Source organism: Microbacterium xylanilyticum (assembly GCF_054654695.1).
In genome coordinates, this window is the sequence record NZ_BAAIEN010000002.1 from 3,997,794 (window position 1) to 4,015,307 (window position 17,514).

Annotated in this window: 14 protein-coding genes and 1 tRNA gene; 4 read left to right on the plus strand and 11 right to left on the minus strand. The window is 71.0% G+C overall.

All coding sequences use genetic code 11. The features are described 5' to 3' along the window. Positions 1-2: 2 nt before the first annotated feature. The 7 genes from pknB to ACYQ1L_RS19865 form a co-directional block, all read right to left on the minus strand. A complete protein-coding gene (gene pknB / locus ACYQ1L_RS19835; RefSeq protein WP_460005867.1) occupies positions 3-1,703 on the minus strand; it encodes a Stk1 family PASTA domain-containing Ser/Thr kinase in 1,701 nt (566 codons plus the stop codon). A 66-nt stretch (positions 1,704-1,769) separates the two neighbouring features. Then, entirely contained in the window at positions 1,770-3,479 is a 1,710-nt protein-coding gene (locus tag ACYQ1L_RS19840) for a serine/threonine-protein kinase (protein ID WP_460005688.1), read from the minus strand. Then, on the minus strand, positions 3,476-4,933 hold the full coding sequence (locus tag ACYQ1L_RS19845) for a peptidoglycan D,D-transpeptidase FtsI family protein (RefSeq protein ID WP_460005689.1): 1,458 nt from the start codon (positions 4,931-4,933) through the stop codon (positions 3,476-3,478). The genes ACYQ1L_RS19840 and ACYQ1L_RS19845 overlap by 4 nt, the downstream gene beginning before the upstream one ends. Positions 4,934-5,020: 87 nt before the next feature. Then, positions 5,021-6,415 carry an FtsW/RodA/SpoVE family cell cycle protein gene (locus tag ACYQ1L_RS19850; RefSeq protein WP_460005690.1) on the minus strand — a complete coding sequence of 465 codons (1,395 nt, stop codon included), beginning with the start codon at positions 6,413-6,415 and terminating at the stop codon, positions 5,021-5,023. Continuing rightward, positions 6,412-7,662 (minus strand): PP2C family protein-serine/threonine phosphatase, encoded by a 1,251-nt coding sequence (locus tag ACYQ1L_RS19855; RefSeq protein WP_159575105.1) that lies wholly within the window; start codon positions 7,660-7,662, stop codon positions 6,412-6,414. The genes ACYQ1L_RS19850 and ACYQ1L_RS19855 overlap by 4 nt, the downstream gene beginning before the upstream one ends. A gap of 9 nt (positions 7,663-7,671) precedes the next feature. Continuing rightward, the gene (locus ACYQ1L_RS19860; protein WP_460005691.1) at positions 7,672-8,184 is read right to left on the minus strand and encodes an FHA domain-containing protein FhaB/FipA; all 513 of its coding nucleotides are present in this window, start codon (positions 8,182-8,184) and stop codon (positions 7,672-7,674) included. Next, a complete protein-coding gene (locus tag ACYQ1L_RS19865) occupies positions 8,181-8,921 on the minus strand; it encodes an FHA domain-containing protein (RefSeq protein WP_460005692.1) in 741 nt (246 codons plus the stop codon). Before ACYQ1L_RS19865 ends, ACYQ1L_RS19860 begins: the two co-directional genes overlap by 4 nt. A gap of 170 nt (positions 8,922-9,091) precedes the next feature. On the opposite strand from ACYQ1L_RS19865, the gene ACYQ1L_RS19870 reads away from it, so the two are divergent. Further along, positions 9,092-9,175 (plus strand) — tRNA-Leu (locus ACYQ1L_RS19870). Positions 9,176-9,238: 63 nt separating this feature from the next. Here the strand turns inward: ACYQ1L_RS19870 and ACYQ1L_RS19875 are convergent. Beyond that, positions 9,239-9,436, minus strand: a complete 198-nt coding sequence (locus ACYQ1L_RS19875) for a hypothetical protein (RefSeq protein ID WP_460005693.1) — start codon at positions 9,434-9,436, stop codon at positions 9,239-9,241. Between the two features lie 336 nt (positions 9,437-9,772). Here ACYQ1L_RS19875 and ACYQ1L_RS19880 point away from each other — a divergent pair, with 336 nt between their 5' ends. Next, positions 9,773-11,620, plus strand: a complete 1,848-nt coding sequence (locus ACYQ1L_RS19880; protein ID WP_460005694.1) for a lipase family protein — start codon at positions 9,773-9,775, stop codon at positions 11,618-11,620. 43 nt (positions 11,621-11,663) lie between these two features. Here the strand turns inward: ACYQ1L_RS19880 and ACYQ1L_RS19885 are convergent, their stop codons facing one another. After that, positions 11,664-12,449, minus strand: coding sequence for a DNA/RNA non-specific endonuclease (locus tag ACYQ1L_RS19885; RefSeq protein WP_460005695.1), 786 nt, complete (start codon positions 12,447-12,449; stop codon positions 11,664-11,666). Between the two features lie 211 nt (positions 12,450-12,660). On the opposite strand from ACYQ1L_RS19885, the gene ACYQ1L_RS19890 reads away from it, so the two are divergent. Both ACYQ1L_RS19890 and ACYQ1L_RS19895 read left to right on the plus strand, forming a co-directional pair. Then, complete coding sequence (locus ACYQ1L_RS19890; RefSeq protein ID WP_460005696.1) at positions 12,661-14,766, plus strand: MDR family MFS transporter; 2,106 nt, start codon at positions 12,661-12,663, stop codon at positions 14,764-14,766. Positions 14,767-14,813: 47 nt separating this feature from the next. Then, positions 14,814-15,431 (plus strand): TetR/AcrR family transcriptional regulator, encoded by a 618-nt coding sequence (locus ACYQ1L_RS19895; RefSeq protein ID WP_460005697.1) that lies wholly within the window; start codon positions 14,814-14,816, stop codon positions 15,429-15,431. Between the two features lie 95 nt (positions 15,432-15,526). On the opposite strand, the gene moeB is transcribed toward ACYQ1L_RS19895, so the two are convergent. Both moeB and ACYQ1L_RS19905 read right to left on the minus strand, forming a co-directional pair. Further along, positions 15,527-16,741 (minus strand): molybdopterin-synthase adenylyltransferase MoeB, encoded by a 1,215-nt coding sequence (gene moeB, locus ACYQ1L_RS19900; protein ID WP_460005698.1) that lies wholly within the window; start codon positions 16,739-16,741, stop codon positions 15,527-15,529. Continuing rightward, positions 16,738-17,511 (minus strand): thiazole synthase, encoded by a 774-nt coding sequence (locus tag ACYQ1L_RS19905; RefSeq protein WP_460005699.1) that lies wholly within the window; start codon positions 17,509-17,511, stop codon positions 16,738-16,740. Before ACYQ1L_RS19905 ends, moeB begins: the two co-directional genes overlap by 4 nt. Positions 17,512-17,514: the final 3 nt, after the last annotated feature.

The following is a 17,514-nucleotide window of genomic DNA, read 5'->3' on the forward strand; positions in this document are numbered from 1 at the left end:
GGTCACTTGCCGGTGCAGTAGCTGAGGTCGATCGTCGACTGCACGGGCACGTCTCCGGGTGCCACGGACATGGAGGCGACCTTCTTCGGATCCGTGGCCTTGCAGCCGGGGTTCTCCACCGGGTTCGCGGTCAGTCCCAGCTCCTGGAGCGCCTGCGTCGCCGCGTCCAGGGTCCAGCCGGTGAGGTCGTTGACCGTCACCACGCCGCTGGCCACGACGAGATCGACCACGGTGCCCGGCGCGACCTTCGTGCCGGCCGGCACGCTCGCGGACAGCACGGTGTCGTGCTGGGTGCGCGGATCGTTCTTCTGGGTGACCGAGCCGAGCTGCAGGCCGGCCTTCGTCAGGGCATCCTTGGCGGCCGAGGCGCTGAGGCCCTCGAGCGTCGGGACCGCGATCTCTGCGGCACCCGAGGAGACGTAGACCGTGACGGACTGGCCCTTGTCCATGCTGCTGCCGGCCGCCGGATCCGTGCTGATCACCTTGCCCTTGTCGACCGTCGCATCGGCCTGCTCGATGCGGATCGCGCGCAGATCGTTCTTGTCGAGCATCGCCACCGCGGCGTCGTAGCTCTGACCGACCACGTTCGGCACGGTGCGGCCTGCGCCCGGCACGTCGGTGGTCGGCTTGATCGCCAGCACCCAGATCAGCACCGAGGCCAGCAGCACCACGAGCAGCGCGATGCCGGCCCACACCCAGGCGACCGGCGGTCCGGACTGGGTGCGCGTCATGGTGGTGTCGGAGGAGAGCTGGCGCAGCGTGCGCGCGGTCTCCTGCGCGTGCCGGGGGCTGGGACCGTACAGCTCGCTGGTGAGCGAGGAGAGCTGCTTCTTCGTGGGCGCCGCGCCGGTCACCGCGTTGTCGAGCGCGGTGCGGAACGAGGCCGCGTCGGGGAAGCGCTGGAACGGATCCTTCGCCATCGCGCGCAGCACGATCGGCTCGAGAGCGCGGATGCGCTCGAGCTCGGCGGCGGAGTGCTCCTCATCGTGCACCTCGCTCGGCGGCTGCGGGGTCTCGCTCACGTGCTGGTAGGCGACGGCGACGGGGGACTCCCCGCGGAACGGCTGGCGTCCCGCGAGCATCTCGTACAGCACGACACCGGTGGAGTAGAGGTCGGTGCGGGCGTCGACCTGCTCGCCCTTGGCCTGCTCGGGCGAGAAGTAGGCGGCGGTGCCGATGATCTGGGTGGTCTCGGCGACCGTGGACGACGAGTCGGACACCGCGCGGGCGATGCCGAAGTCCATCACCTTCACAGTGCCGCCGGGCGTGATCTTCACGTTGCCCGGCTTGATGTCGCGGTGCACGACGCCCGCCCGGTGCGAGTACTCGAGCGCCTCGAGGATCCCGTCGGCGTAGCGCACGGCGTCGGCGGTCGGCACCGGGCCGCGGGCGATGACGTCCTTCAGCAGCTCGCCCTGCACCAGCTCCATCACGATGAACGGCACGGGCTCGGCGGTGCTGCCGCCGGCCGCGGGCGTGGCGTCCTCCCCCGCGTCGAACACGCGCACGATCGACGGGTGCGACATGCGCGACGCCGCCTGCGCCTCCATCCGGAACCGGGTGCGGAACGCCGTGTCGCGCGCGAGCTCCCGGTCCAGGATCTTGATGGCGACCTCGCGGCCGAGCGTCAGGTCGTACCCCCGGTACACCTGGGCCATGCCGCCCCGGCCGATGAGGTCATCGACCCGGTAGCGACCGGCCATGACGCGCGTGGTCGTCGTCACGGAGGACCCCCCTCGTTCTCGTGATTCTGCTGCGTACCCGGGTGCTCAGGGCACGGGCGGTGTGGACACCGGCGGTGTCGGAAGCGACTGGATCTGCGCGGTGCGCGCATCCGAGTCGGGGCTCTGCTGGTCGCCGCACCGCACCGAGTACTTCGCGGTGAAGTCGCCGCTCTGGCTGAGCCGCACCTCGGTTCTCGTGGTCCCCGCCGGGAACTCGGGCCCGCCGGACATGAACGACCCGCCGTCGATGGTGACGATGTAGCCGGTGATGGACGTGCCGTTGGGGCACACGTAATCGGCTCCCCAGGAGACCGTGATCGTGCCTCCGGCGACCATCTCGCCGGAGAAGGTCGGCGCGGATCCCGGCTTCGGCGGCTGCGTGCGATCGGCGTACGCCGTGAGCGCGATCGACGAGCCCTGCGGCACCGTGCCCGTCGGGTTGACCTTGTACACCTTGCCGACCTGGTCGGCGGCCGGCGCGGGATCGCCGGCCGCGCAGGTGGCCTGCAGACCCGCGGCCGTGGCCTTCGCGGTGGCGTCGCTGCAGGTCAGGCCGACGAGGCCGAGCGCGTCGACGTCGACCCGGGGCGTCGGTGCGGGTGTGGTCTTCGTCGGCGTGACGACCGGTGCCGAGGACGCCGTCGAGGGTCCAGGAGCCGGGGCCTTCTGGTTCGCCAGGAGCGCCCACAACGTGCCGCCCAGCACGATCAGCAGCAGCACGATGAGCGCGATCAGCGGCCACGTCCACGGGCTGCGCTTCTTCTTCTCCGGCGCCTGCTCGGCCTCGGTCGGGATCTGCGCCGTGGTCGGCATGATCGTGGTGGCACCCTGGGTCGCCCCCAGGATCTGCGTCATCGCGTCGTCGCCGGACGCCGCCGCGGCCCCGCCCACGACACCCGCGATCACCGCGGGCACCGCGATCGCGGCGGAGTTCAGGTCGCCGCGGCGCAGCGCCTGCGCGGCCCGGGCGACGGTGGCGGCGGAGCTCGGCCGGTCGGCCGGCTTCTTCGCGATCATCGCCATCACGAGGTTCTGCACCGGCTGCGGCACCGTGGCCGGCAGCGGCGGCGGGGTGTCGTTGATCTGCGCCATCGCGATCGCGACCTGCGACTCGCCCGTGAAGGGGCGCTTTCCGGCCAGGCACTCGTACGCGACGATGCCCAGCGAGTAGATGTCCGTGGCCGGCGAGGCGGCGTGCCCCGACGCCTGCTCGGGCGAGAGGTACTGCACGGTGCCCATGACCTGACCGGTGGCGGTGAGCGGCACCTGGTCGGCGATGCGGGCGATGCCGAAGTCGGTGATCTTGACGCGGCCGTCGGGGGTGATGAGCAGGTTGCCGGGCTTGATGTCGCGGTGCACCAGGCCGGCGGCGTGCGCGGCCTGCAGCGCCGACGCGGTCTGCGCGACGATGTCCAGAGTCTTGTCGGCGCTGAGGGCGCCCTCGCGCTCGATGATGGTCGATAGCGCCTCGCCGGGCACGAGCTCCATGACGAGGTAGGCGGAGCCGTTCTCCTCGCCGTAGTCGAAGACGCTGGCGATGCCCTCGTGGTTCACGAGCGCGGCGTGCCGGGCCTCGGCGCGGAAGCGCTCGAGGAAGCCCGGGTCCCCCATGTACTCGTCCTTGAGGATCTTGATCGCGACGGTCCGTCCGATGACGTGGTCGGTCGCCTCCCACACCTCGCCCATGCCGCCGATCGCGATCCGAGACTGCAGCTCGTACCGGCCGCCGAAATGCACACCCTGCGTCGGCCTCATCTGTTCAGCACCGCCTCCATGACCTTCTTCGCAATCGGTGACGCAATCGTGTCACCGGATCCGGACTGTCCCTGCCCACCGCCGTCTTCGACGACGACCGCAACGGCGATCTCCGGGTTCGAAGCGGGCGCGAAGCCGGTGAACCACAGCGTGTAAGGGGCCGTGTCGCCGTTCTCCGCCGTGCCCGTCTTTCCGGCCACGTCGACTCCGTCTATTCTTGCACCCTGGGCTGCGCCGCTTGAGACCGACGCCTGCATGGCGGCGCTGATCGCGGCCGCTTCCTCGCGGGTCGCCGCCTGCCGGAACTCGGTGTTCGGGAACTGCTTCTGCACGGACAGGTCGTCGCCGACCACCTGGTCGACCATGCGGGGGTTCATCACCACTCCGCCGTTCGCGATCCCGGCCGCGACCATCGCCATCTGCAGCGGCGTCGCCCGCACGTCGCCCTGGCCGAAGCCGGTCAGGCCCGTCTTGTCCGGGGACAGGTTCTTCGGGTAGGTCGAGGCGGAGGACTGCAGCGGCAGCGAGAACTCCTGGTCGAAGCCGAACTTCTCCGCGGTGGCGCGGATGGCGTCGTCGCCGAGCTCCACGGCGAGCTCCGCCATAGGGATGTTGCAGCTGAGCCGGATCGCGTCGGCGAGGGTCACCGTCGGCCCGTCGCCGCAGGTGCCGCCCCAGGCGTTGTGCACGGCGGTGCTGGTGCCGGGCAGCGTGTATGCGGCGGGGTTGGGGAACGTCGACTGCATCGTGAAGCGGCCGGAGTCGAGCGCCGCCGTGGCCACGACGAGCTTGAACGTGGAGCCGGGCGGGTTCATGTTCCCGCCGATGGCGCGGTTCGACAGCGGCTTGCCCGGATCGGCGACGAGCGCGTCGTACGTCGAGTTCGCCGCCTTGGAGTCGTGCACCGCGAGGCTGTTCGTGTCGAAGCCGGGGGTCGAGACCATGGCGAGGACCCGGCCGGTCTTCGGCTCGATCGCGACGACGGACCCCTGGTAGCCCTGCAGCGCGTCGTAGGCGGCCTTCTGCGCGACCGGGTCGAGCGTGAGCATCACGTTCGCGCCCTTCTGCGGCTGGCCGGAGATGATGCGCTCGATCGACGACAGGAACTGCGAGCTGCCCGTGCCGCTGAGCTCGCTGTTCATCGACTTCTCGATGCCGGTCGCGCTGCCGAGGGCCGGGTTGTAGTACCCGGTGACGGCGGACCACATCTGGGGATCCGTGTAGACCCGCTGGAACGAGTACATGTCGTTCGAGGGCACGGAGGTCGCGATCGGGGCGCCGCCCGCGATGATCGATCCGCGCTGGATCTCGTAGCTGTCCAGCCGGGTGCGCCGGTTCGCGTCGTTCTGCGCGAGGGCGTCGGCCTGCACCACCTGGATCCAGCTGACGGAGCCGAACAGCGCGAGGAACATGACCAGCACGAGGATGCTGATCCGTCGGAGCTCTTTAGTCATGCGACACCCCCTGGGGTGTCGTGCTCGACGGTCCCTGAGCGTCCTTCGTCTCGCTGCGCTCGCTCAGGAACCGCGAATGGATCGTGGTCATCCGATCACCACCCGGGGCTGGCGGCGCACGCCGTCGGAGATCCGCAGCAGCAGGCCGACGATGAGCCAGTTGGCGATGAGCGAGGATCCGCCGGCGGCGAGGAACGGCGTGGTGAGGCCGGTCAGCGGGATCACCCGGGTGACGCCGCCGACCATGATGAACACCTGCAGGCCGATCGTGAACGAGACGCCCACGGCGAGCAGCTTGCCGAAGTCGTCCTGACCGGCGACGCCGATCCGCAGGCCGCGGCTCACGAACACCATGTAGAGGCAGAGCAGCGCGAACAGCCCGATCAGGCCGATCTCCTCACCCAGACTCGTGATGATGAAGTCGCTCTCCGCGACCGGCGTGATCTGCGGGCGGCCCTGGCCGAGACCGGTGCCGATCAGGCCGCCGTGCGCGAGACCGAAGATCCCCTGCGTGAGCTGGTAGCTCTGATCCTCCATGAGGTCGGGGTCGAACGCGTTGATCCAGGTGTTGAAGCGGTTCTGCACGTAGGTGAGGAACTGCGACACGATGGCGACGCCGACCACCACGCCCGCGACGCCGATGAGCACCCAGCTCGTCTTGCCGGTGGCGACATAGAGCATCACGATGAACATGCCGAAGATGAGCACACCGGTGCCGAGGTCGTGCTGGGCGACGATGATGGCCAGAGAGATGAGCCACACCACGATCACCGGCCCGAGCTCGCGCATGCGCGGCCAGGTGATGCCGGCGAACCGCTTGCCGACCGACGAGAGGCTCTCCCGGGTGCGCACCAGGTAGCCCGCGAAGAAGATCGCGAGGAAGATCTTGGCGAGCTCGCCGGGCTGGATCCCGAGTCCTCCGATGTTGATCCAGACGTCGGCGTTCGCGTCGGCGACGCCGAGGCCCGGCACGAAAGGCAGGATCAGCAGCAGGATGCCGGCGAGGCCGGACAGGTACGTGAAGCGGTACAGGACGCGGTAGTTCCGCAGGAAGATCACGAGGGCGATCGCGCCGATCACCGAGATCGCCATCCACATCAGCTGCTTGTTGGAGTAGGCGTCGAAGCCGACGCGGTGCGCGGCGATGTCGAGCCGGTAGATCTCCGCGATGCCGACGCCGGTGAGCAGCGTCGCGATCGGGAGGACGAACGGATCCGCATCGCTCGCGACGAAGCGCAGCACCACGTGCAGCGCGAAGACGAGCACGGCGAGGCCGCCGCCGATGATCAGGATCATCGGGTCGATGTGGTGCAGCGCCCCCAGCTGCACGAGGGTGAGCGCGGCCCCCGCGACGGCCATCGCGAACAGCAGCAGCCAGAACTCGCGGTTGCGCTGCGTCTGCGGGCCGCGGATCCGGCGCAATGCCCGGAGGACGGCCGTGTCGGCGGAGACGCCGCCGGGGGCGGGTGCGGTGGCGGTCATGGTGTCTTCCCCGTCCCTGCGGCGGTGCGCAGGCTCTCGACCGTCGCCCGTGCGGCGGCGAGCGTGCTGGCGCTCGTGGTCTCCTCGACGGCGGATTGGTAGAACTGGGGCAGATCCGACACCTTGATGCCGGTGTCCTCGTACACGTGCGAGAGCGGGAACGGGCCGAGATCCTGCTGGATCCCCTGGAAGATCGCCACGTTGCCGGACTCCGGCGCGATGCCCACGTAATAGCGCGTCTGCGTCCACGCGTAACCGCCGAACAGGGCGGCCGCCATGAGCGCGATCACCACGATCAAACCGGTGATCCAGCCGATCCGGCGGCGCACGGCGCGGCGGTGGTCCTCTTCGATGAGCTCCTCAAGGTAGTCCGCAGCGGGCTCGAAGTGCGTGGGCTCGTTCGCGGCCTGACGCACGGGGTGCAGCCAGCTCGGGCGGGCCGGACGGGCGGCCGGCACCACGACGCCCTGCGGGTTCGCCGCGGCGCCTACGATCGTCGCGGATCCGGAGCGGACCGGATGCTGGCCGCCGACGTCGACGATCACGATGGTGACGTTGTCGGGGGCGCCGCCGTCGAGCGCCGACTTCAGCAGGCCGTCCGCGGTGCGGCCGGGCGCCATGCCGAGCCGCAGCGTCTTCATCATGTGCGCCTCGTCGACCACGCCGCTGAGGCCGTCGGAGCAGAGCAGCCAGCGGTCGCCCGGGAAGGTCGGCATGACGAACATGTCGAGCTCGGGATCGGCGTCCATGTCGCTCAGCACGCGCATGAGCACCGAGCGGCGCGGGTGGTAGCGCGCCTCCTCCGGCGTGATGCGGCCCGAGTCGACGAGCCGCTGCACGAACGTGTGGTCCGTGGTGATCTGCGTCAGCGTCTCGTCGCGGTAGAGGTAGATGCGCGAATCGCCGATGTGGCCGATGACCGCGTAGTCGTCGACCATGATGATCGCGTCGAGCGTGGTGCCGAGGCCCGCGAGCTCTGGCCGGTCCTTGACGGCGCGGATCATGTCGCCGGCCGCCGTGGTGGCCGCGGCCTGCAGGGAAGCCTCCGCATCCATCGTGGACGGATAGGCGTGGTCGAGGTTCTGCAGCCGGTGGATCGCGATGCTGCTCGCGACGTCGCCTCCCGCGTGACCGCCCATCCCGTCGGCGACGACGAACAGGTTCGCCCCGGCGTAACCGGAGTCCTGGTTGTTGGAGCGGACCTTCCCGGTGTGGGAGATCGCGGCGCTCGAGCCCTCGAAGACCATGGTCGCCGGTTACGCCCGCAGCTCGAACGTCGTGGCGCCCACCTTGATGGGAGCGCCGACCGGAACCGCGACCGGGGCGCCGACGCGCTGGCCGTCGAGGAACGTGCCGTTCGTGGAGTCGAGATCCTGGAGCATCCACTGGTCGCCCCACAGCATCAGGCGCGCGTGGTGGCTGGAGGTGTAGTCGTCGCGGATCACGAGCCCGGACTCGCTGGAGCGCCCGATCGACATCGGCTCGGATCCGAGCGGAACCTCGAGGCCGGCCTTGGGACCCGAGGTGATCACGAGTTTGCTGACGGTGGACGTCGTCGCCGGTCCCCCGGGCTTGCTCCGCGGGGCGGCCTTCGGCGTGGCGGGAGGGGCGGCCGGCTTCGCGGGAGCGCTCGCCGCGGCCGCCTCGGGCATCTTGCGCACCCGCACGCCGAACAGGTCGGCGCGGAGCGAATACACCACGGCGAACACGAAGAACCACATCAGCACGAGGAAGCCGATGCGCAGCAGGAGCAGCGTCAGTTCGCTCACGCCGGACGACCCCCGGACGGCGACGACACGGGCACGACCTGGAACGTCAGATCCGTGCGACCGATCGTGATGACCATGCCGCTCTCCAGCTGCGCCTCGCGCACGCGCTGGCCGTTCAGCTTGGTGCCGTTGGTGGAGCCCAGGTCGCGGAGCATGGCGTGATCGCCGTCCCAGAGCACCTCGGCGTGCTTGCGGCTGGATCCGGCGTCGCTGATGGTGATGTCCGCGTCGCTGCCGCGGCCGATCACCGTGCGGGCCTTGGTCAGCGGATATCGCGATCCGCCGGTGGCGATCTCGGCCTGCCAGGTCACGCGGCCGCCGGTCGCCGTCGACGAGGACTCCACGCGCACGGTGCCGGTCGCGAGCTTGTCGTCGGCCTCGAGGGCGATGTCCACCGGGCCCGCGAAGCTGTAGCCCTGGGCGCGGGCGTGATCCTTGACGAGGACGTGCAGCTCGTCGATGAGAGCGGATCCGAGACCGTGCATGGCGGTGGCGTCGTCGCCGCTGAGGTGCACGAGGAAGGTGCTCGGAACGATGATCCGGTCACGGCTGACGACCGCGGCCTTCGTGTCCATCTCACGGCGCAGAGCCGAAGCGATCTCCACGGGCTGGATGCCGCTGCGGAAGGTCTTCGCGAACGCGCTGTTCACAGCACGCTCGAGACCCTTCTCAAAGCTGTCTAGTAGTCCCACTGGGCTCCCATGGCTCACCGATCGGTAGGCCCATGTTAGCGACACGGCCTGAATGAACCCCTGGCGCGGCGCGACATGCAGGAAACGCTGAAGCGCCGGACGCCACGCTGCGGCACGCGACGGCGTCCGGCGCCGCGACGAGCGCGGACGGCCGTGGTTCGAACCCGGTCCCGGGGCGTGATATTCTCGGGAGGTTGGTTCGCGAGGACCGACATGCGCGAGTGGCGGAATAGGTAGACGCGCTGGCTTCAGGTGCCAGTGCCGGCAACGGCGTGGGGGTTCAAGTCCCCCCTCGCGCACAGAATGAAGAAGGCTCGGATCGTAAGATCCGGGCCTTCTTCGTTTCGGTGATCAGGGGGACCTCAGGCGAGCTCGGCGGCGAAACGGCGCAGCGCGTCGTCGACGTCGGTCACGCGCAGAGCCAGTCGGGCTCCGGGTTCGCTCTGCGTGCCGCGGACCAGACCCGGAACGTCGGTGTACTCCACGAGAACGCCGAACGGCAGCGTCTTCGTCACGGTCGCGGTGATCATGTCACCGGTGCGGGGAAGCCTCTCGTCCATGCATCCACCTCCCTTCGCTGAATCGGGCGAAGGAGAACAGGCGGATCACGGGGCGGTCGGGCGAACCTTCCGTGTCGTGCCGCGCATCGCGTCCGGCACCATCCCGATCTTCACAGGGCCGATTCTAGGGCCGCAGCGACCCGCGGTGAAGGGACCGCCTTCCTCCGCGATCCGCCCGATCCCGGGCGCGACGCGGGCGGGATCGGGCGCTGGCCGCACGCTCTTCACAGGGGTATCGGCACGCCAGTATGTTGGCCTCAGCGTCCGGGTCGAGGCGGCGTTCGCGCGCAGCGCGTGGCGCCGGCGGCCGATGCGACGCGAGGCGAAGGGGGCACCGTGGCCGGAGACGAGACCGCAACAGCGTCGGAACCGGAGGGGCTTCGGCAGGCGCGTGCAGGACGCCCGGCCGAGGCCCTCGCCCGGCTGAGCACGCCGATCCGGGTCATCCTGGGCCTCGCGATCGCCGCCGTGGGCGTGGCCTTCCTGCTCGTGTCGATGACCGTGCAGACGATCGCCCTCGTCACCGGGCTCGGCATCTTCCTCGTGGGGGTGGCGGTGCTGCTCGTGCCCGGCGATCGCGCGGAGGGATCCGGATCCCGGTCGCTTCCGGTGATCGTCAGCCGGGTGCTCGGTGCGCTGCTGGTGCTGCTCGGCGCCGGGATGGCGCTGTGGCCGGCGGCGGGAGCGCCCCTGCTGGCGCAGCTGCTCACGATCGCCCTGGTCGTCTTCGCCGTCGCGACCGCCATACGGGCGTTCCGGCCCGGTGCCGACCAGCGCGTCACGGGCATCATCGCGGCCATCGCGACACTGGCCGCCGCCGCGGTCACCGCGTTCTGGCCGGTGCTGACCCTGGTCGCGTTCCGGCTCGGCGTCGGCGCGTGGTTCGTCTTCATCGGGCTGCAGCTCGTCGTGCGAGCGCTCTGGCGGCGGTCTCGGCGTCCGCACTCTGCGACTCCGAGCCGTGGCGTGCGGTGGCTCCGCACGATCGGCGCGAGCGTCGCCCTCGTGCTGGCGGTCGCGCTCGCCGCGGGCAGCGGTGCGCTGCTCGGCGGTACGCCGCTGCCGGTGCCGGACGCGTTCTACACTCCGCCCGCCACGGTGCCGTCCGCACCGGGCACGCTCATCCGGTCCGAGCCGATGACGATCGGCGTCCCCGCGGGAGCGAAGGCGTGGCGCATCCTCTATACGACGACGCACCCGGACGGACCCCCCGCGGTCTCCAGCGGCACCGTGCTCGCGCCCGCCGATCCCGGGCCGGATCCGCTGCCGCTGCTCACCGTCGCGCACGGCACTGTCGGCGTCGTGCCGGGCTGCGCGCCCTCGCTGAGCGCCGCGCCGTCCGCCGACGGCGCGCGCACGGCGATGGTCGACATGGTCACGAAGCACGGCTGGGTCGCCGTGACCAGCGACTACATCGGTCTCGGCACCAAGGGGCCGCATCCCTACCTCGTCGGCGACGCCGAGGCCCGCAACGTCTGGGACGCGTCGAAGGCCGTGCTCGGCTTCGACGCGGTGAAGGTCTCCACCGACACCGTGATCTGGGGGCACTCGCAGGGCGGGCAGGGCTCCCTGTGGACGGGACAGATCGCGTCGTCGTACGCGCCGGAGTTCACAGTGAAGGGGATCGTCGCCTTCGCGCCCGCCTCCGACCTGTACGCGCTCGCCGAGGCCATCAAGACCGAGACGGCGGGCAAGACGGTGTCGGCGTACATCGCCGCGACCTGGGATCGGGTGTTCCCCGAGCTCGAGGTCGAGAAGAACCTGACGCCCGGATCCGCCGGCCCGGTCGAGCGCATCGGCGGGCTGTGCTTCAACGGGCACGACGGCCTCGCCGCGATCCTGCGCGGCAGTCAGGTGCCGAACCAGATCTTCCCGAACACGCTTCTGGGCGGCCCGTTCGGGGAGAAGCTCAAGGAGCAGGAGCCCACCGGCCCCTTCCCCGCCCCGCTGCTGGTCGCGCAGGGTCTCGCGGATCCGCTCGTGAAGCCCGCGATCCAGCACGCCTGGGTGCAGGGGCGCTGCGACGCCGGCATCCCGATCGACTACCGCACGTATCCGGGCCTCGGGCACGTGGAGCTCGTCGGGCCGGACTCGCCGCTCACGCCCCAGCTGGAGCAGTGGACCCTCGACCGGTGGGACGGCAAGGCGCCGACGCCGGACTGCGACCACCTGCCGGCGGGCTGACCGCCGCTCCTCATGACTCCGGCCGCGCCCCGCGCCGCGGTGCTCAGAGCACGATGTCGTCCGCGGAGTGGAGCAGGCGCCACTCGCCCGCCCGGACGGTGGCCGGCGCGAGCACGTCGGCAGCTGCGAGCGGGCCCACGTCCACGCCGGCGAGAGCGGCGATCTCCGCGATCGGCACCTGGAACGTGCGGAAGCCCCCGAGCGGGGCGACGGCGAGCAGGCCGCTGCGGGTGTCGACGAGATCCGACTGGTCGAGCACGAACCCGGCGGCGGCGAGGGATCCCGACGACACCCAGGCGGCGATCTTCCAGAAGCGCAGCGGGATCCGGATGCCGCGGTAGGGCGGGTCGTCGTCCTCGAGCACGGGCGCGGTGAACACCGAAAGCCGCTGCTCGGTTGCCTCGGCGTACGCCATCACGTGGTCCTCCAGGCCGAGCCACAGCTCCGGCCCCTGGTTGAACCGAGCCGCCTGCGGGGCCGCGTTCGGGTAGACGAAGGTGGCCTCCATCGCGGCGCGCGCCTTGCTCGGCTCTCCCCAGCCCAGGTCGCGTCGGCGCACCAGGTGCCCGCGGTCGAGGTCGTTGCCGGCGTAGACGGCCGGGCCGGTCTGCTCGTCTTCGGAGATTCGGGGATCCAGCCGCCACTCGCCGGTGCGCGGCAGATCGCGCATGGTCGCGCCGTCGATGTTCACGCCTGTCGCCACGGCCATCCGCCGGCCCGGGTCCAGCAGCACGGTGAACCGGGGATAGGTGAGCTCGCGCACCCCGCGCGCCGGGCGTGGAAGCTCGACCGGAAGGGCGAGGAATCCGGGCAGGTAGCCGTCGGTCATGCCTCCATCGTGGTCGATGCCGCCGACATGCGACACGGGCGAGCCGAGCGTCCCGACCCATGGATCCGATCCATGCGTGCAGGAAAGCTTGCGAAGGTGTAAGATTGCAGGGTTGCAAGTTTTAGCGCCGGCGATGGCGCCCGCGTCGATCGACGGAGTCCGCGGGCGGATCCGCCCCCGCTCCATCCCCCTGCTCCCCCGGAAGGACCTCATGGCAACCGCCACCGACACCATCGCGACGGTCACCCCGCCCGCACCGCGCGCGGCGCAGCCGATCATGACCCACAAGCAGATCATGCTCGTGGTCTACGGCCTGATGAGCGGCATGTTCCTGTCGTCGCTCGCGCAGACCGTCTTCGGCACCGCGATCCGCACGATCGGCGACGACCTGCACGGCCTCGACCAGCAGGCCTGGGTCACCACCGCGTTCCTCATCACGTCGACGATCGCCGTGCCGATCTACGGCAAGCTCAGCGACATCTTCGGCCGCCGCCCGCTGTTCATTCTCGGGATCGTCGTCTTCATCCTGGGATCCACGCTCTCGGCCTTCTCGACGTCGATGATGATGCTCGCCGCCTTCCGTGCGTTCCAGGGCATCGGGGCGGGCGCACTGATGGCGCTGCCGCTCGCGATCATGGGCGACATCCTGGCCCCGCGCGAGCGCGCCAAGTACCAGGGCTACTTCTTCGCGGTCTTCGGCATCGCGACCGTGATCGGCCCGCTCGTCGGCGGCCTGTTCGCCGGCGCGAAGGAGATCCTGTGGATCGACGGCTGGCGCTGGACGTTCCTCATCAACATCCCGCTCGGCCTGTTCGCCCTGTTCATGGTGATCACCTTCCTGCACCTGCCGAAGGTCGGAAAGCACAAGGGCCCGCGGATCGACTGGTGGGGCGCCGCCGCGGTGATCGTGGCCCTCGTCCCGCTGCTCATCGTGGTGGAGCAGGGCCGGGCGTGGGGCTGGGGCTCCGCCGCGGCCATCGCCTGCTACGTGATCGGCGGAGCGGGACTCGTCGCGTTCATCGTGATCGAGGCGCTCATGAAGGATGACGCGATCATCCCCCTGAAGCTGTTCCGCTCCGGCACCTTCTCGATGGCCACCGTGCTCGGCTTCCTCGTCGGCTTCGCGATGTTCGGCGCCATGATGACGATCCCGCTGTACATGCAGATCGTCGTCGGCATGAACCCGACCGAGTCCGGCCTGTCCATGCTGCCGCTGATCATCGGCCTGATGCTCGCCTCGCTCACCTCGGGCCAGATCACCGCGCGCACCGGCAAGTACCGGATCTTCCCCGTGCTGGGCACGCTCTTCACCGCGGTCGGGTTCTTCTCGCTCACCCTCATCCGGTACGAGACGCCGCTGTGGCAGATCTTCGTGGGCATGTTCGTGCTCGGCCTCGGCCTCGGCCAGCTCATGCAGCCGCTCACGCTCGCGAGCCAGAACTCGGTCGACCCGCACGAGATGGGCGTCGCCTCGAGCGCCGCGACGTTCTTCCGCCAGATCGGCGGGACCCTGGGCACGGCCGTCATGCTCTCCGTGCTGTTCTCGCTGCTGCCGGCGAACATCCTGCACGCCACCGAGGACAAGGCGAATCTGACCGCAGCCCTCGGCACCGCACTGGATCCGGCGCAGGCCGGCAAGGCGGAGAACGCGGCGATCATGAAGCAGCAGTGGAGCCCGATCGTCGGCCCGCTGACGAAGAACATCCAGGAGCAGCTCGACAAGGGCGTGGCCGAGGGTGACGCGAAGGCGAAGGAGGCCGCGGACGCCGCCGTCACGGCCGCGGTGACCGAGGCCGTGGATCAGGCGGTCGCCGCGGGTCAGCTGCCCGCCGCAGCCGCTCCCGCCGTGATCGCGCAGAAGGCGGCCGAGGCGACGCCCGCGGCCGAGGCGACGGCGCACCAGCAGGTGCTGAAGACCGTCGCCGAGAAGGCGCACGCCGCGGTGCAGGGCGATCGGGTCGCCGTCGACTGGGCCGATCACGATCAGCGCACCTACTGGGTCGATCAGCTCGTGCCGACCCTGCAGGACGAGATCAAGAAGAAGGAGAACGACGCCGCCGGATCCGGATCCGACACGACGGTCAACGACACCTCGTTCCTCACCGGCGCGGACGCGACCCTCAGCAAGCCGTTCATGATCGGGTTCATCCAGGGCCTCGTGACGCTGTACTGGGTTGGGCTCGGCGTGATCCTGCTCGCGTTCGTGCTGACCTGGTTCTTCAAGGTGCCGCCGCTGCGCGCGCGCTCCGCCCTGCAGGAGCAGGCCGACAAGGCCGGCCTCACCGAGACCGGCACGATCAGGACCCATTCGGCATGAGAGGCCGGGCGGACGCGCGTCCGCCCGCCTCCCGGGAGGCAGGAGAGATGACGGACATCGAGGATCCGGCTGCGGCGGACGTGCACGCGGAGGCGTGCGGACGCCGTGAGCGCAAGAAGCAGCAGACCCGGCACGCGCTGCACGAGGCGGCGCTGCGGCTGGTGGACGAGAACGGCCTCGACGGCACCACGGTCGAGCAGATCTGCGAGGCGGTGGACGTCTCGCCGCGGACGTTCTTCAACTACTTGCCGTCGAAGGCCGCCGCCGCCCTCGACCTGCCCGACTCCGCCATCTCCCCCGCCGGCGCCGACGCCTTCCGTGCCGCAGAGGGCGAACTGGTGCCGGCGCTGTGCGAGCTCATCGGCGCCTCGATGGACGACGCTCAGCACCGCAAGCGCATGAAGGCGCTGGTGCTGCGCCGCCCCGAGCTCATGCCGGCCTTCGCGCAGTGGATGGGCGGTGTGCGCGAGCAGTACTACGCGCTGGTGCGTGAGCGCGCCGACGACACCGAGGCCCTGGCGGCCGTCGCCCTCACCATGGCGGCGCTCAGCATGATCGTGCACGACGCCGCCGCGGGCGGTGAGCGTCCGGGTGCCGCGCGGCTGCTCGAGGCCGTGGAGCAGCTCGTCGCGGCCCGCACCGTCGCGCTCTCCCCCGTCGGCTGAGGCGCGCGAGCGCTCTGGCGCTCTCCCCGGGTTCCCTGAGCGGCGCTCGCGTCGGTGGCCCTGGCTGTCGCCCGCCTGATGCTGCGCGACCAGGCTCAGCCGATGGACGCCGACCAGGCCGTCATGCCGCCGGTGAGCACGTCCAGGTCGCGGTACCCCGCCGCGCGCAGGATCCGCGCGGCGGTGCGGGCGCGGACCCCGGCCTTGCAGTACAGCACCACGCGGCTCTGCGGCGGCACGCCGTCGAGGGCGCCGCCGGCGCTCAGCGCGCTGAGCGGAGCGGAGAGCGACCCCGGGATCTGCCCCCGCGCCGACTCCTCCGTCTCGCGCACGTCGACGAGCGCGAACGCCGTCCGCCCGGCCTCCCGTTCCGCGAGCAGCGCACGCAGGGCCGGCACGCCCAGGATCCGTGGCTCCTCCTCCACGTCGCACGCGAGATCCGGATCCGGCGGTGCACCCGCCTGCCGGGCGGGATCGCGCACGATCCTCAGCTCCCGCCAGCGCGCCTCGGCGAGGTCGAACGTGCAGAGGCGGCCGATCAGGGGCCGCCCGATCCCGGTGAGGAGTTTGACGGCTTCGGCCGCCATCAGCGAGCCCGCCGCGCCGCAGAGCATGCCGAGGACGCCCGCCTCCCCGCAGCTCGGCGCGGATCCGGGTGGAGGAGCGTCCGGGAACAGGTCGCGATAGCCCGGGCCGTGCGGCTCCCAGAAGACGCTGACCTGGGCGCCGAAGCGCAGGATCGCACCCCAGACGCACGGGATCCCGAGCGCCGCCGCCGCGTCGGCGACGAGATAGCGCGTGGCGAAGTTGTCGGCGCCGTCGATGACGAGGTCGTAGCGCCGGAACAGGTCGACGGCGTTGCCGGCGGTCAGTCGGACCGGGTGCGCCTCCACGCGGATCAGCGGGTTGAGCGCCAGCAGCGCGTCGCGTGCCGAGTCGACCTTGAGCCGCCCGGCGTCGGCGGTGGTGTGCATCACCTGCCGCTGCAGGTTGCTCGGCTCGACGCGGTCGTCGTCGACGATGCCGAGCGTGCCCACTCCGGCCGCGGCCAGGTACAGCAGCACGGGTGAGCCCAGTCCGCCTGCGCCGATCACGAGCACGCGGGCGTTCTTCAGCCGCCGCTGGCCGGTCACGCCGAACTCGGGCAGCAGGAGGTGCCGCGAGTAGCGGTCCGCCTCCTCGTCCGTCAGCGGCGCGGCCGGCGCGGCGAGCGGCGGCGCGCTGGGTGCGGTGGGCGACGGCTCGGCCGCGGCGGCGAGCCGCGCTTCGGTCGGCTCGGCGAGCGGCGGCCGCGCGGTGATCCCGGTCACAGGTCGGGCCTGCCGTCCATCGGCGACGAGGCGAGGGATCGCCCGCGCCGCGGGATCCGCCCCGACCGCGCCGCGAGCCGGCCCGCGATCACCGCGTGGCGGAAGGCGGTGGCCATGCCCACCGGATCCTGGGCACGCGTCACCGCCGTCGCGAGGAGGACCGCGTCGCAGCCGAGCTCCATCGCGAGCGCGGCGTCCGAGGCCGTGCCGATGCCGGCGTCGAGCACGACCGGGATCGACGCGCGTTCGACGATGAGAGCGATGTTGTGGGGGTTGAGGATCCCCAGGCCGGTGCCGATCGGCGCACCCAGTGGCATCACGGCGACCGCGCCGAGCTCCTCGAGGTGGCGGGCGAGCGCGGGGTCGTCGTTCGTGTAGGCGAACACCGAGAACCCGCGCGCGACGAGCTGCTCGGTCGCCGCGGCGAGCTCGGCGCCGTCTGGGAACAGCGTGTCCTCGTCGGCGATCACCTCGAGCTTCACCCAGTGCGTGCCGAGCGCCTCGCGCCCCAGCTCGGCAGTCATCACGGCCTCGCGCGCCGTGAGGCAGCCGGCGGTGTTCGGCAGCAGGCGGATGCCGCGGTCTGACAGCAGCCGGAACAGCGAACCGCCGGCGGACGGGTCGTGGCGGCGGATCGCGACGGTCGTCAGCTCGGTGCCGGAGGCGTCCAGCGCCTCCGCGAGCACGGCGTGGCTCTGCGCGCCGCCGGTGCCCATGATCAGCCGGGACGACAGCGCGATGCCGTCGATCTCGAGCAGGTCGGATCCCATGGC